This is a genomic window from Heterorhizobium halophytocola, assembly GCF_017873095.1.
Lineage (GTDB): Bacteria > Pseudomonadota > Alphaproteobacteria > Rhizobiales > Rhizobiaceae > Allorhizobium > Allorhizobium halophytocola.
In genome coordinates, this window is record NZ_JAGGJU010000009.1 from 221,537 (window position 1) to 234,657 (window position 13,121).

The 13,121-nt window shown below is 64.6% G+C and carries 13 protein-coding genes; 12 read left to right on the forward strand and 1 reads right to left on the reverse strand.

Features of this window, described 5'->3' with window-relative positions; all coding sequences use genetic code 11:
• Positions 1-38 precede the first annotated feature (38 nt).
• The 4 genes from J2Z17_RS17080 (at position 39) to J2Z17_RS17095 (ending at position 4,276) form a co-directional block, all read left to right on the forward strand.
• Positions 39-941 (forward strand): carbohydrate ABC transporter permease, encoded by a 903-nt coding sequence (locus J2Z17_RS17080; protein WP_209946830.1) that lies wholly within the window; start codon positions 39-41, stop codon positions 939-941.
• Entirely contained in the window at positions 938-1,765 is an 828-nt protein-coding gene (locus J2Z17_RS17085; RefSeq protein WP_209946831.1) for a carbohydrate ABC transporter permease, read from the forward strand. The genes J2Z17_RS17080 and J2Z17_RS17085 overlap by 4 nt, the downstream gene beginning before the upstream one ends.
• Positions 1,762-2,832, forward strand: a complete 1,071-nt coding sequence (locus J2Z17_RS17090; RefSeq protein WP_209946832.1) for an ABC transporter ATP-binding protein — start codon at positions 1,762-1,764, stop codon at positions 2,830-2,832. The genes J2Z17_RS17085 and J2Z17_RS17090 overlap by 4 nt, the downstream gene beginning before the upstream one ends.
• 859 nt (positions 2,833-3,691) lie before the next feature.
• Positions 3,692-4,276: an invasion associated locus B family protein gene (locus J2Z17_RS17095; RefSeq protein WP_245224177.1), complete on the forward strand. Its 585-nt coding sequence runs from the start codon at positions 3,692-3,694 to the stop codon at positions 4,274-4,276.
• Positions 4,277-4,386: 110 nt separating this feature from the next.
• On the opposite strand, the gene J2Z17_RS17100 is transcribed toward J2Z17_RS17095, so the two are convergent.
• Positions 4,387-5,304, reverse strand: coding sequence for a LysR family transcriptional regulator (locus J2Z17_RS17100; protein ID WP_209946834.1), 918 nt, complete (start codon positions 5,302-5,304; stop codon positions 4,387-4,389).
• Positions 5,305-5,410: 106 nt separating this feature from the next.
• Between J2Z17_RS17100 and speB the strand changes: the two genes are divergently transcribed.
• From speB to J2Z17_RS17140, 8 genes are all read left to right on the forward strand, one after another.
• Positions 5,411-6,406: an agmatinase gene (speB, locus tag J2Z17_RS17105; RefSeq protein ID WP_209946835.1), complete on the forward strand. Its 996-nt coding sequence runs from the start codon at positions 5,411-5,413 to the stop codon at positions 6,404-6,406.
• 50 nt (positions 6,407-6,456) lie between these two features.
• A complete protein-coding gene (locus tag J2Z17_RS17110) occupies positions 6,457-7,440 on the forward strand; it encodes an ABC transporter substrate-binding protein (RefSeq protein ID WP_209946836.1) in 984 nt (327 codons plus the stop codon).
• Between the two features lie 23 nt (positions 7,441-7,463).
• Positions 7,464-8,258: an ABC transporter permease gene (locus tag J2Z17_RS17115; RefSeq protein ID WP_209946837.1), complete on the forward strand. Its 795-nt coding sequence runs from the start codon at positions 7,464-7,466 to the stop codon at positions 8,256-8,258.
• A gap of 11 nt (positions 8,259-8,269) precedes the next feature.
• Positions 8,270-9,049: an ABC transporter ATP-binding protein gene (locus tag J2Z17_RS17120; RefSeq protein WP_209946838.1), complete on the forward strand. Its 780-nt coding sequence runs from the start codon at positions 8,270-8,272 to the stop codon at positions 9,047-9,049.
• Between the two features lie 251 nt (positions 9,050-9,300).
• Complete coding sequence (locus tag J2Z17_RS17125; RefSeq protein WP_209946839.1) at positions 9,301-10,365, forward strand: ABC transporter substrate-binding protein; 1,065 nt, start codon at positions 9,301-9,303, stop codon at positions 10,363-10,365.
• Entirely contained in the window at positions 10,362-11,348 is a 987-nt protein-coding gene (locus J2Z17_RS17130; protein WP_209946840.1) for a FecCD family ABC transporter permease, read from the forward strand. Before J2Z17_RS17125 ends, J2Z17_RS17130 begins: the two co-directional genes overlap by 4 nt.
• Positions 11,345-12,322, forward strand: coding sequence for a FecCD family ABC transporter permease (locus J2Z17_RS17135; protein WP_209946841.1), 978 nt, complete (start codon positions 11,345-11,347; stop codon positions 12,320-12,322). Before J2Z17_RS17130 ends, J2Z17_RS17135 begins: the two co-directional genes overlap by 4 nt.
• 8 nt (positions 12,323-12,330) lie before the next feature.
• Positions 12,331-13,098 carry an ABC transporter ATP-binding protein gene (locus J2Z17_RS17140; protein WP_209946842.1) on the forward strand — a complete coding sequence of 256 codons (768 nt, stop codon included), beginning with the start codon at positions 12,331-12,333 and terminating at the stop codon, positions 13,096-13,098.
• Positions 13,099-13,121: the final 23 nt, after the last annotated feature.

Genomic DNA, 13,121 nt, shown 5'->3' on the forward strand with positions numbered 1-13,121 from the left:
CTCTCGTCCGGCGGAGACCGACCAAGAGGACCGAATCTTTGCGCAAACTGGCTCAGTCGATCACCGACGGCCGTGGTTTCGACATCCTGCTCGTCGCCCTGCCGCTCGCCTTCCTGCTGCTGCTCTCCGGCCTGCCGCTGCTTTACAACGTGCTGATGAGCTTTCAGGAAGTCGACATGTTTTCGCTCGGCCAGCTCTGGCGACCCTTTGTCGGGTTGCAGAATTATGCCGATCTGTTCTCGATGCCCGAGACCTGGCCGATCCTCGGCAATACCGCGATCTTCGTCATCGCCTCGATCGCCGGCCAGTTCGTCATCGGCTTCGGGCTGGCGCTGTTCTTCTGGACCGGGTTTCCCGGTTCGTCCTGGCTGCGGGGGCTGTTTCTGGTGTCCTGGGTGATGCCGGGCCTGGTGGTCGGGGCGATCTGGAACTGGATCCTGTCGGGCGATTTCGGCGTGCTCAACTTCCTGCTCAATGCCAGCGGGCTTGTCGACGGCAACATCTTCTGGCGGTCGGACCCGACTTTCTCGCTCTGGGCGGTGATTCTCGCCAATGTCTGGCTCGGGACGTCCTTCAACATGATCCTGCTGTCGGTCGGCCTGTCCTCGATTCCCGGCGATCTCTACGAGGCCTCCGAACTGGATGGGGCCAATGCCTGGCAGCGCTTCTGGACGATCACCCTGCCGATGATGCGCTCGTCGATCGGCGCGGTGCTGTCTCTCGGGCTGATCTTCACCCTGCAGCAGTTCGACCTGTTTGCCGCGATCACCTCGGGAGGGCCGAACAATTCCTCGAATGTCGCGCAATACTGGGCCTGGGACATGTCGTTCCGCCAGTATGATTTCGCCAAGGGGGCGACGATCTCGGTGATCATGATCGTCTTCGTCATGGTCGCCTCGGTCGTCTATGTGCGCTCGACACGCCACGAGGTGCGGGGATGAGCGAGACCGCACGCAACCGTCTGATGCTGGTCGTGGCGATCCTGCTCGCCATCGTCTACCTGTTTCCGCTCTACTGGATGTATGTCACGACGCTGAAATCCGGCTCGGCGATGTTTGCCAGCCCGCCCGACTTCTGGCCGCGCGATCCGCAATGGGGCGTGTTCGGCTTCGTCTGGGAAAGCCGCAACATGGCGCGCTATATCTGGAACTCGCTGGTGATTGCGCTCGGATCGGTCGTCGTCATCGCCGTCCTCGGCGTCGGCTGCGCCTATGTGCTGGCGCGCTATCGCAACCGCTGGGTCGATGTCGGCCTGTTCCTGATCCTGATGCTGCAGGTCCTGCCGGCATCGCTGATGATCACGCCGATCTTCGTCGGCTTCTCGCAGGTCGGCCTGCTCGACTATCCGCGGCTCGCCGTGATCCTGGCAATTGCCGCCAAGAGCATGCCCTTCTTCGTGGTGCTGGTGCGTGCCACCTTCATGGCCGTCCCGCAGGAACTGGAAGAGGCAGCGCTGGTCGACGGCAATTCGCGCGTCGGCGCCTTCTTCAACATCGTCCTGCCGCTTGCCAGGAACGGCATCCTGGTCGCCGCCATCCTGATCTTCATGCAGGCCTTCGGCGAGTTCGTCTATTCCAAGTCGATGATCCAGGATGTCGAACTGCAGCCGGCAAGCGTCGGGCTCAACACCTTCATGGGCCCCAATACCAATGAATGGAACAACATCATGGCCTATGCCACGATCTACGTGACGCCGATCCTGGCCGCCTTCGTCCTTCTGCAACGCCGGATCGTGTCCGGGCTGACTTCGGGAGCGCTCAAATGACCGCACAGATCGAACTTTCCGGGGTCAACAAGTTCTACGGCGCCTATCATGCGCTGAAGAATATCGACCTCGAAATCCGCAAGGGCAGCTTCACCGCGCTTGTCGGACCTTCCGGCTGCGGCAAGTCCACGCTGTTGCGCTCGCTTGCCGGCCTCGAGGCGATCTCCACCGGGGAGATGAAGATCGCCGGCGCGGCGATGAACGGGGTGCCGCCGCGCAAGCGTGACGTCGCCATGGTGTTCCAGTCCTACGCCCTCTATCCGCACATGACGGTCGAGCAGAACCTGACCTACAGCCTGCGCATCCGGGGCGCGTCGAAGGCCGAGGCGAAGAAGGCGGCCGAAGCGGTGGCCGAGACGACGGGTCTTGCCGGGCTGATGGGCCGCTATCCGCGCGAACTCTCGGGCGGACAGCGCCAGCGCGTGGCGATGAGCCGGGCGATCATCCGCAACCCCAAGGCCTTCCTGTTCGACGAACCGCTCTCCAATCTCGATGCGGCGCTTCGGGTGCACATGCGCAAGGAGATCCGCGCATTGCACGATCGCCTCGGGGCGACCTCGGTCTATGTGACGCATGACCAGATCGAGGCAATGACCATGGCCGACCATGTGGTGGTGATGCGCGGCGGGGTGATCGAGCAGCAGGGGGATCCGCTGTCGCTCTACGATCGCCCGGTCAACCGCTTCGTCGCCGGCTTCATCGGTTCGCCGGCGATGAATTTCGTGCCGGCTGTCGTTGGCGAGGATGGCCGTTCCGCGACCTTGAAGATTGCCGACAACCCGAAGATACCGCTTGGACGCGAGGTGCAGCCCGGCCACGAGATCATCGTCGGCATCCGGCCGGAGCAGATCGACATTGCCGCGGAGGGCAAGGCGATCGTGCTCAATCTGCCGGTGGCCTCGGTCGAAAGCACGGGCTCGGCAAGCTATGTCACGACGGCGACGGATCCGGAGCTGGTGATGGTCCAGTCCGGCCGAACGGTGCCCGCGGCCTCGGGAACGGCTGCCTTTGCCTTCCTGCCGGAGAACCTCCATCTGTTCGACGCACGCAGCGAATTGCGGATCTGACAGGCCGATCTCCGCTGCGCGAGATCGGCGCAGCCGGCCGGGTGACCTGCAATTGCCTGTCCTCGTCCTCGTCCTCGTCCTGGTGTGGGGTTTCGCAGGGCTGATATCGCCTCTTCCAACGGCATGTGTCAGCCTGAAAATCCCGGTCACGTCGCAAGGCGGGCAATCTGTTTGCCCGCTCTGCAGAACGGCGACAGGGTCATGCCGGAGCCGGGTTCGGCACCGTGCGGACCCGGGTTGCATGCGGCTCTTCACGCCTAGCGCAAATTGTTGGTCACTGCGTGCAAATCGGCAGGCATGTGCTTCCCCTGGGCGGGGACGACCGGCTAGATGACCCGGCTGGACGGTGCCGGTCTATATTTCAGGCCTATGACACTTTCCGCACAGTATTGCCGGTGCGCCCGACACGGCTTGCCGGCACCTGACTATGTTTGAACTGTCGATTTTTCAGCACCAAGGAATTTTCCCGGATGTGCAGCATCTCGCCCGTGGCCTTTGGGCGCACGGTCATAGCGCCGGCATCGGGCGACATGCAGACGGGAAAGGGCCATTGCCGGTCCTTTCCCGATTCCGGCTTCACGGTGGCCCTGCTTTCACGGGGGGTGGGTGGACGGCTCCGCCATGCCTGCGCGCCGCGGCGCGATCCTTCCCAGGGGCATATGGCCGGACCCATCATCAAGAGGGCATTCCTCCCGGAAGCAGGTTTGGCGGCAGCCGGCAGGATTGCAGCGTCAGCGTCAGCGTCATGCCGGAGGCCAACGTCCGAGCCCGACCCCGGTGTTGGGGGCAATCCTGCCTTGCGCCTTGCGCGTTCTGCTTTCCCGGATATCCGGGCCCACCCGTTGCGGAGACCATGATCTTGACCCGTTCCAGCCACGTCCTGAGCCGTGTTGTTGCAGCAGCGCTCCTTGTCTTTGCAGCCGGTGCGGGTGCCCTGAGGGCCCAGGATGCCGTCTCGCTGCCGGGCGGCGCGCAATCGCTGAGCGAGACCCACAAGGATTGGACCGTCACCTGCGGCGTGATCAAGGCGGCGGCTGCGGACGGCAAGCGGAGCCGTACGGAAGACGCCGATGGCGTGCGCGCCTGCGCCTTGACGCAGCGGCAGGTCACCGAGAAGAAGCAAAATGTGCTGACGGTCGAGCTTCAGCCGGATGGCGCGGGGATGAAGGGCGCGCTGGTGCTGCCCTTCGGGCTGTCGCTGCCCAAGGGCGTCTCCCTGCAGGTGGACAGGAAGACGTTCGGTAAGCCGCTCGGATTTTTCACCTGTCTGCCGGCCGGCTGCTTCGTTCCGCTGCGGCTGGATGCGGGCATGGTCGCGATGCTTGGCAAGGGCCAGGCTCTGCTGGTCCTGGCAGCGGACCGTACCGGCAAGCCGCTGCAGCTGAGCATCTCGCTTGCCGGCTTCGACGCTGCCTTGCAGCGCGTCACGGCGCTGACAAACTGAAGCCTGGTTTGGGAGAAGGCGACCGGGGCATCGATCTCCATCGCCGATGTGCGGCGCTTTCGGTCTTTCGAAGCGCTGGCACTGCCCGGCCGGCCTCCGGCCGGCCTCCGTCAGGCCTTGGTCCTGTGGGCCTCAAGCAGGCATTCGCGGAATATCCCACCGACCTGCGAGAGCGCGCTCACCGGGAAATGGGCGACGCAAAGCGCGATGTTGTAGGTCAGCAGATCGGGTCTCAAGGGCCGCATCCGGCCGGCTTCGAGCCATTGCCGGGCATAGTGTTTCGGCAGGAAGCCGACGAAGCGGCCGCCCAGAATGAGGTGGGCGATGCCCTCCATCGAATAGGCCGTGGCCCCCGGCGTGTTGGCAAACAGCGAGTGATAGCCGGTGGCGATGGCATAGCCGCGGCGTGCATAGTTGAGTTCGGAGACCCGCTCCAGTGTCAGCCTTTTCTGCTCGACGGCAAACAGCGGATGACGATCGCCGCAATAAAGGTTCTGTTCCTCGTGAAACAGTTGTTGCAGGTGTACGGCGGCATTCATCGGCTGGTTCGGCACGATGGCGATTTCGATCTGGCGGTTGAGCACCGCATTCTCGATCTGGTTGGGCGACACGACGGCCAGCGTCACGTGCACGTCCGGAACCCGCTCGTTGAAGGCCGCGATCGCCTCGTCCAGCCGGCAATGCTCATTGCCGACGATCGCATCGACGGCGCCGATCCTGAGTTCGCCGACCAGCCGGCCGCGCATCGCGCCGACTTCGCTGCGGAAGTTTTCGAGCGATGCAAGGCATTTGATCGTTTCGGCATAGATACGCTGGCCATGTTCCGTCAGCGCGAAGCCGGAGCGTCCCCTGCGGCAGAGCGTCAGTCCCAGCCGCGTCTCGAGCGCCGCCATCTGGGCGCTGATCGTCGAACGCGATACGCCCAATTCGTCCTGCGCCTGCGTGAAGCCGCCGCGCTCAACCACCGCGCGAAAGACGCGCAGTTGCCGCAGGTCGACATCGCTGAGCGGGGGGATGTGGATAGCCATGTTAGGTTGATAGACCTGGACGTTTAGATTTGAACTTCAGTATTATTGGACGTTTCCGGCTGTGGCAACCTGCCGGCTTCCGATAGGTCCGTACGGAGTGCAGTGCATGGCAGATACCCCATCTTCCTTTTCCGAAAAATTCCAGCCGATCTCCGGCTTCGACTCCCCCCGCTATGCCGGACCGGCGACCTTCATGCGGCTGCCGCTGATCGATCTGGCCGCTGCCGACATCGGCGAAGTCGATATCGGCATCGTCGGTGTTCCCTGGGACGGGGGCACGACCAACCGGCCCGGCACCCGCCACGGTCCGCGCCAGCTGCGTGACTATTCGACGATGATCCGCGCCATCCATCCGGCGACCAACCTCAATCCGTTCAAGGCGCGCAATGTCGCCGATCTCGGCGATGCGCCGGTCAATCCGGCCGACCTTGCCGACGCACTTCAGCGCATCACCGGTTTCTATTCCAGGCTGAAGGAGAAGGGCATCACGCCGCTCAGCGCCGGCGGCGATCACCTGATCTCTTATCCGATCCTGAAGGCACTGGCCTGTGACGGTCCGGTCGGCATGATCCATTTCGACGCCCATACCGATCTCTTCGACAATTATTTCGGCGGTTTCAAATACACCCATGGCACGCCGTTCCGCCGCGCCATCGAGGATGGCTATCTCGACCCGAAGCGGGTCGTGCAGATCGGCATCCGCGGCACGATGTATGACGGCGAGGATATCGAGTGGGGCCTGGAACACGGCGTGCGGATCATCCGCATGGAAGAGTTCGAGGATCTCGGTGTCGATGCCGTCATGGAAGAGGCGCGCGCCATCGTCGGCGACCAGAAGACCTATGTCACCTTCGACATCGACAGTCTCGATCCGTCCTTTGCGCCGGGCACCGGCACGCCTGAGATCGGCGGCTTCACGACCCGCGAGGCGCAGCGCATGGTCCGCAAGCTTGCCGGTCTCAACCTGATCGGCGCCGACCTCGTCGAGGTCTCGCCGCCATTCGACCCTGCCGGCGGTACGGCTTGGGCCGGGGTGTCGCTGATGTTCGAACTTCTGTGCGTGCTTGCCACTTCTCCCTCGACCACACGGCCGGGTTTCTGATTGACTGCCTTTCTGCCACCAATCCTTCCAACACTGATCTGGAGATCACGATGATGAAGCAGACCGTACGTAAACTTCGCGCCTCGGCGCTCGCGACGCTGGCTGTTCTCGGCCTGTCCTATCCGGCGATGGCGGCCGACAAGCTGTCGATCGGCCTGTCGACCTGGGTCGGCTACGGCCCACTCTACATGGCCCAGGAGGAAGGCTTCTTCAAGGACGAGGGGCTCGATGTCGACCTGGTCAAGATGGAGGACGTGAAGACCCGCATGCCGGCGCTGGCTGCCGGTCGTCTCGACGCTGCCGTCACCACCATCGACACCGTTCTCGGCTTCAGCTCCAAGGACCATCCGCTGACCTATCTCTTCGCCATCGACGACAGCCGCGGTGGCGACGGCATCGTTGCCAATGACGACATCACGTCGGTCGAAGGCCTGAAGGGCAAGAAGGTTGCCTATACCGAAGGCTCCGTCTCGCAGTTCTTCCTGAGTGTTCTCCTGAAGAATGCCGGCATGACGCTGAAGGATATCGACAGCCTCAACATGACGGCGGGCGACGCCGGTGCCGCCTTCGTCTCCGGCAATGTCGACGCGGCCGTGACCTGGGAGCCCTGGCTCAGCCGCGGCAAGGCCAAGAAGGGCGGCCATGTGCTGATCGACAGCACCAAGACGCCAGGCCTGATCACCGACATCCTGGTCACCACAAAGGACAATCTCGACAAGCGCAAGGCCGATTTCGAAGGTCTCTACCGCGCCTGGGTCAAGGCCGTCGAGTTCCAGAAGTCGAACCCGGAAGAGGCCGACAAGATCATGGCCAAGGGCGTCGGCGGCTGGCTGGAAGATCCGGCAGTGTTTGCCGAAACCCGTGCAGGCATCGCCTTCTATGACGGCGAGACGAACAAGACCTTCATGGATCCGGCCAACACCGACGGTATCGTCAAGACCATCACCAACGCCAAGTCGCTGGGTGAGGAAGCCGGCTTGTTCAAGATCGACACCGATCCCGCGTCGATGATCGCAACCGGCATCGTCAAGTAAGACCCAAGCGGAGCAGACACCTCATGTGGACCAAATCAATCCTCTCTCCGAAGGTCGAGATACCGCGGTTTGCCGCCCTGGGTCTCAGCTTGGCCTCGGTCCTGATGGCGCTTGGCCTCTGGTGTCTGCTCAGCTATGGCGGGTTCACCTCGCCGGACTTCCTGGCAACGCCCGGGCAGGTGGTTGTCGCCGGCATCAAGCGGGTGTCCAACCTGTCGCTGTTCGGCAATATCTATTCCAGCCTGGTCGTCATCCTGTCCGGCTTCATCCTGGCCTCCATCTTTGCCGTGCCGATCGGCATCATGATGGGCAGTTTCCGGGCGGTGCAGGCATTCTTCGAGCCGATCACCGGCTTCATGCGCTACATTCCGGTCTCGGCGCTCATCCCGCTGCTGATCCTGTGGATCGGCATCGGTATCGAGCAGAAGATCATGGTGATCTTCCTCGGCACCTTCTTCCAGCAGCTGATCCTGATCTCCGACGTCTCGGCCCGCGTCAGCAAGGACCTGATCGATTGCGCCTATACGCTGGGTGCCAAGCGCAACCAGGTGGTGCTGCGCGTGCTGCTGCCGGCCTGCATGCCGGGGGTGATGGACAATCTGCGCGTCACCATGGGCTGGGCCTGGACCTATCTGGTGGTGGCCGAACTGGTGGCCGCCGACAGCGGCCTCGGCTACATGATCCTCAACGCCATGCGCGGCCTCTTTACCGATGTCATCCTGCTTGGCGTGTTCACCATCGGCATTCTCGGCCTGATCACCGATTTCATCTTCAAATGGCTGCGCCAGCGTCTGCTGCCGTGGTCCACCAATATGTGAGTGCCGCGTCCATGAGCCTGCTTGCCCTCAACGATATCTCGGTGCGCTTCGAACCGAAGGGAAAACCGGCCGTCACCGCTCTCGATGACGTCTCGCTTTCGGTCGCGCACGACACCTTCTCCGTCATCGTCGGACCGTCCGGCTGCGGAAAATCGACGCTTCTGCGGCTTGTCGCCGGCCTCGAGGAGCCGACCTCCGGCACGCTGACACTCGACGGCAAGGCCATCAACGGCCCGTCGTCGGAACGCGGCATGGTGTTCCAGAGCTACACGCTGTTTCCCTGGCTGACGGTGCGCGAGAACGTGATGTTCGGACCGAGCCTGAAGAAGCTGGCAAAATCGGAATGCGAGGCAATCGCCGACGAGCTGATCTCGGCCGTGCAGCTGCAGGGGTTCGAGAAGTCCTATCCGAGCGAACTGTCCGGCGGCATGCGCCAGCGCGTGGCCCTTGCCCGGGCGCTGGCCAACGACCCGCGCATCCTGCTGATGGACGAGCCCTTCGGTGCGCTCGACAGCCAGACGCGCGGCGTCATGCAGGAACTGCTGCTGGAGATATGGCAGACCAAGCGCAAGACGGTGCTGTTCATCACCCATGATATCGACGAGGCGATCCTGCTTGGCGACGAGGTTCACGTGATGAGCGCGCGCCCCGGCCGGATCAAGACCTCACTGCCGATCGAGATCGAGCGTCCGCGCGGCATCGATACGCTGACGAGCCAGGCCTTCATGGACTACAAGCGCACCATCCTGTCACTGATGCATGACGAAGCGATCCGCGCCGCGCGCGCGTGAAGCCACGCGGCCGAAGCGGGCGCCGACGGCTGTCGGCGCCCTTCGTCGCTTTGTAAGGCGTCAGCGCTCCGCATGCGTTTTAGCTAATAAATTCAGCGGAATACGAGAGGCAGGCATTTGCAGGCCTTGTTGCGACAGGCCTGTTGACGGCGCCCTCCGCGTTTTATAATTATGAGCAAAATACTCATGATTATCGCCGACATTGAGGGCGACCCAGTCTTCTGGATCAGGAAGGTCGCTAAACGCATACGATGCCGAAAAAGACGATTTTCACTGCTGCCGATGCCGCCAATCCTGGCAAAATTGGCCCCGCGCTGTCGCGCCGGTCGATGCTGGTCGGCACGGGCCTGGCTTTGGCCGCGCCTGCGCTGCTGGCCGGGCGGGTCAGAGCCGCAGGCGATGTCATGCGGTTTGCGCATGTCTACGGTGAGACCGTGCTCGATGCGCCGGCCAGTCGCGTCGTCTCGCTCGGCTATACCAGCCAGGATCCGCTGCTGGCGCTCGGGCTCCGGCCGCTTGCCGTGCGGCAATGGTTCGGCGACCAGCCCTATGGGATCTGGCCATGGGCGCAGCCTCTGCTGGGCGATGCGCAGCCCCGGCTGATTGCAGGCGAAGTGTCGATGGAGATCGTCGCCTCGCTTTCCCCGGACCTGATCGTCGGCGTCGGTTCGGGCATTACCAGGGCCGAATACGACATCCTCTCGCAGATTGCTCCGGTGCTGATGCAGCCGCCGGAAAGATCGACCTATGGCATGCGATGGGACGAGCTGACGCTGATGCTCGGACAGGCGGTCGGCAAGCCCAACGAGGCCTCGGCCCTCGTGGCAAGGACGCGCGGGGCATTTGCCGCTGCGAAAGACCGGCATCCGGACTGGGCCGGCAAGACCGGTGTCTGCGCCTATCATTTCGGCGGCGACACCGGCGCCTTTGTCGGCCCCGATACCCGCGCAAGCTTCCTGAGCGAACTCGGCTTCCGCCGGCCCGCCGCGATCGATGCGATGCCTGCACCGAACAGTTTCTATCTCAATCTGTCGCCGGAGGATCTGAGCCCGCTGGATGCCGACATCCTGGTCTGGGTGTCGGCCTCGAACGATGCCGGCGCCATCGCCGGCATTCCGTTGCGCAAGACGCTGAAGGCCCATCGCCAGGGGCGGGAGGTCTTCGCCGGCGCCCTTGTCGCCGGTGCCCTGTCCTTCGGCAGCGTGCTTTCGCTGCCCTATGCGCTCGACAGCCTGGAAGCGGACATGGTCGCCGCCCTCGATGGCCGCCCGGAAACAAGGGTCGCCTCCAGCGAGGCTGCGGGACTGGCGCCGTGAAGGCCTTTTGCTGTCTCTGCATCCTGCTAGTCATTGCCGCGCTGCTGACGCTCGTGCTTGGCGTTCGCGATGCAGCGGTTGCCGACATCTTCCGGGCGTTCCTCGCCTTCGATCCGCAGAACCCCGTGCATATCGTCATCCGGTCGATCCGTGTGCCGCGGCTGGTGGCCGGGATCATCGCCGGCGCCAGTCTCGGCATGGCCGGAACCGTCATGCAGGCCCTGACCCGCAATCCGCTGGCAGAGCCGGGTCTGCTGGGGGTCAATTCCGGCGCGGCCTTTGCCGTTGTCTTCGGCGCGCTGCTGTTTGGCCAATCCGATGCAAGCTTCGTGTCGCTGCTTGCCTTTCCCGGTGCCGGCCTTGCCGCCCTTTCCGTCTTCGTACTCGGTGGCGGGCTTCGGGGCGATGCCGGACCGGTGCGCCTGACGCTGGCCGGCATCGCGCTCAACGCGCTTTTGCTGTCGCTTGTCTCGGCCCTGGTGCTGTGGCGCAGCGACAGCCTCGACGTCTACCGTTTTTGGGTTGTCGGCTCGCTTGCCGAGGCGGCCGGCCGGCCGCTCGCCGGCATGGCGGCCCTGGCCTGTGCCGGTGCGGCGGTGGCGATCCTTGCGGCCCCGCGGATCGAGGCGCTCACGCTTGGCGGGGCGCTGGCCCGCGGGCTCGGCACGCAGCCCGGAAGGGTGCAGCTTGCCGCGCTTGCGGCGGTGACGCTGCTGACGGGATCTGCCGTCTCCGTGGCCGGTCCGGTTGCGTTTGTCGGCCTGATGGTGCCGTCGATCATCCGCCGCTTTCGCGGTCATCATCTGCGCGCCGACCTTTTCGCCTCGGGCCTGCTCGGCGCGGTCATCGTGCTTCTGGCCGATACGGCGGGACGACTGGTCCTGGCACCGCAGGAGATCCGCATCGGGGTGATGACCGGCCTGGTCGGCGCGCCGGTCTTCATCCTGATCGCCAGGCGTTTGCGCCCCGGAGCGACCGCATGAGGGGCATCTTCATCCTGCTGGCGCTGCTGCTTGGCGCAGCGCTGCTCTCGCTGATGGTCGGGCAGATCATGCTCGGTCCCGCCGATCTCTGGACCGGGTTGCTGACCGGCATGGGGCCGGCGGCCCTCACCTTGCGGGTCCTGCGGGGGCCGGGGCTGGCAACGGCGATCGGCGCCGGCGCCGTGCTCGGCACATCCGGGGCGATCTTCCAGTTGCTGCTGCGCAATCCGCTGGCGGCCCCCGACGTGATGGGCTTTACCTCCGGGGCGGGACTTGCCGTTCTCGTCGGAACGGCCCTCGGATTGACCGTCCCCATGCCGCTGCTGGCGGCGGCGGGCGGGTTGGCGGCCGCCGGCCTGGTCGCCCTCCTTTCCTATCAGCGCGATGGCCGGCAGGTGACGATGACCTTCGTGCTTGTCGGCATCGGTGTCGCCTTTTTCACATCGGCTGCGAGCGGCTTCCTGATGACCCGCCTGTCGTCGCAACAGGCGATGGAAGCCCAGCGCTGGCTGACGGGTTCGCTGTCGGCCCGCGACTGGGGACATGTCGCCCAGGTGTTTTCGATGGGGGCGGTTCTGGCGCTGTTGCTCGCGCCGCAGGTGCGGGGCCTGGCACTGCTCGAACTGGGAGACGACCTCGCCGCGGGGCTCGGGCTGAGAGTGCGGCGGGCAAGGCGCATGCTCGCCCTGACGGCAGTGCTGTTTGCCGCAGCCGGCGTCGCGGTTGCGGGGCCCGTGCCCTTCGTCGCCCTGATGGCCGGGCCGCTGGGGGGCCGGCTGATCAATGCCCGCCAGGCCGGCCTGCGGCTAGCAGCCGCTTCTGTCACAGGGGCAATCCTGACGGTGCTGGCGGACCTGGCCGGGCGAACAATCGTACCGGGGCTGCAGCTGCCGGTCGGCGTGATGACCGGGATTTTCGGCGCGCCCTACCTGCTCTGGCTGCTGTCGCGTGAAATGGAGACCGGAGACCTTTGAGCGGACATATGTTGAAGACCGAAGGACTGACGCTCGGCTTTGGAACAAAGGTCGTGATCGACGACCTGTCGCTTGAACTGCCCGAGGGGCGGATGACGGCAATCCTTGGCCCCAATGGCTGCGGCAAGTCGACATTGCTGCGCGCGCTTGCCCGGTTGATGCCGCCGATGCGCGGAACGGTGCGGCTCGGGGACGACGACATCCACGCGATGGATACCCGGAGGCTTGCGCGGCAGCTGGCGATCCTGCCGCAATCGCCCCGCGCGCCCGAGGGCATCACCGTGCGCGATCTCGTGCGCCGCGGGCGCACCCCGTGGCGCGGGCTTCTCGCCGCCTGGAGCCAGGCGGATGCGGAGGCCTGCGCGCGTGCGCTTGATGCCGTCGGCCTTCAGGCGCTGTCCGACCGACCGATCGACGCGCTGTCCGGCGGCCAGCGGCAGCGGGCCTGGATCGCCCTGGTCCTGGCGCAGAACACGCCGCTTCTGTTGCTCGACGAACCGACGACCTGGCTCGACCTCAAGCATCAGCTGGAGGTCCTGTCGCTGCTGCAGGCGCGCAACCGCGACACCGGTGCCACCGTCGTCACCGTTCTGCACGACCTCAACCTTGCCGCCCGCTTCTTCGATCACCTGGTGCTGATGGGACCGCAGGGGCTCGTGGCCGTCGGGAGCCCGGACACCGTGCTGACCGAGGCCAATCTGCTTGTCGCATTCGGGCTTGCGGTGATGATCGTTGCCGATCCGGTGACCGGAACGCCGATGATCGTGCCGCGCTGATCGCGTCGGCGTCCCGGTTCAGT

Bases quoted from the DNA above. Each gene is read 5' to 3' on its own strand.
- J2Z17_RS17090 (WP_209946832.1), top strand. From the start codon at position 1,762: ATGACCGCACAGATCGAACTTTCCGGGGTCAACAAGTTCTACGGCGCC.
- J2Z17_RS17140 (WP_209946842.1), top strand. From the start codon at position 12,331: ATGTTGAAGACCGAAGGACTGACGCTCGGCTTTGGAACAAAGGTCGTG.
- J2Z17_RS17100 (WP_209946834.1), bottom strand. From the start codon at position 5,304: ATGGCTATCCACATCCCCCCGCTCAGCGATGTCGACCTGCGGCAACTG.
- J2Z17_RS17120 (WP_209946838.1), top strand. From the start codon at position 8,270: ATGAGCCTGCTTGCCCTCAACGATATCTCGGTGCGCTTCGAACCGAAG.
- speB (WP_209946835.1), top strand. From the start codon at position 5,411: ATGGCAGATACCCCATCTTCCTTTTCCGAAAAATTCCAGCCGATCTCC.
- J2Z17_RS17085 (WP_209946831.1), top strand. From the start codon at position 938: ATGAGCGAGACCGCACGCAACCGTCTGATGCTGGTCGTGGCGATCCTG.
- J2Z17_RS17110 (WP_209946836.1), top strand. From the start codon at position 6,457: ATGATGAAGCAGACCGTACGTAAACTTCGCGCCTCGGCGCTCGCGACG.
- J2Z17_RS17135 (WP_209946841.1), top strand. From the start codon at position 11,345: ATGAGGGGCATCTTCATCCTGCTGGCGCTGCTGCTTGGCGCAGCGCTG.
- J2Z17_RS17115 (WP_209946837.1), top strand. From the start codon at position 7,464: ATGTGGACCAAATCAATCCTCTCTCCGAAGGTCGAGATACCGCGGTTT.
- J2Z17_RS17125 (WP_209946839.1), top strand. From the start codon at position 9,301: ATGCCGAAAAAGACGATTTTCACTGCTGCCGATGCCGCCAATCCTGGC.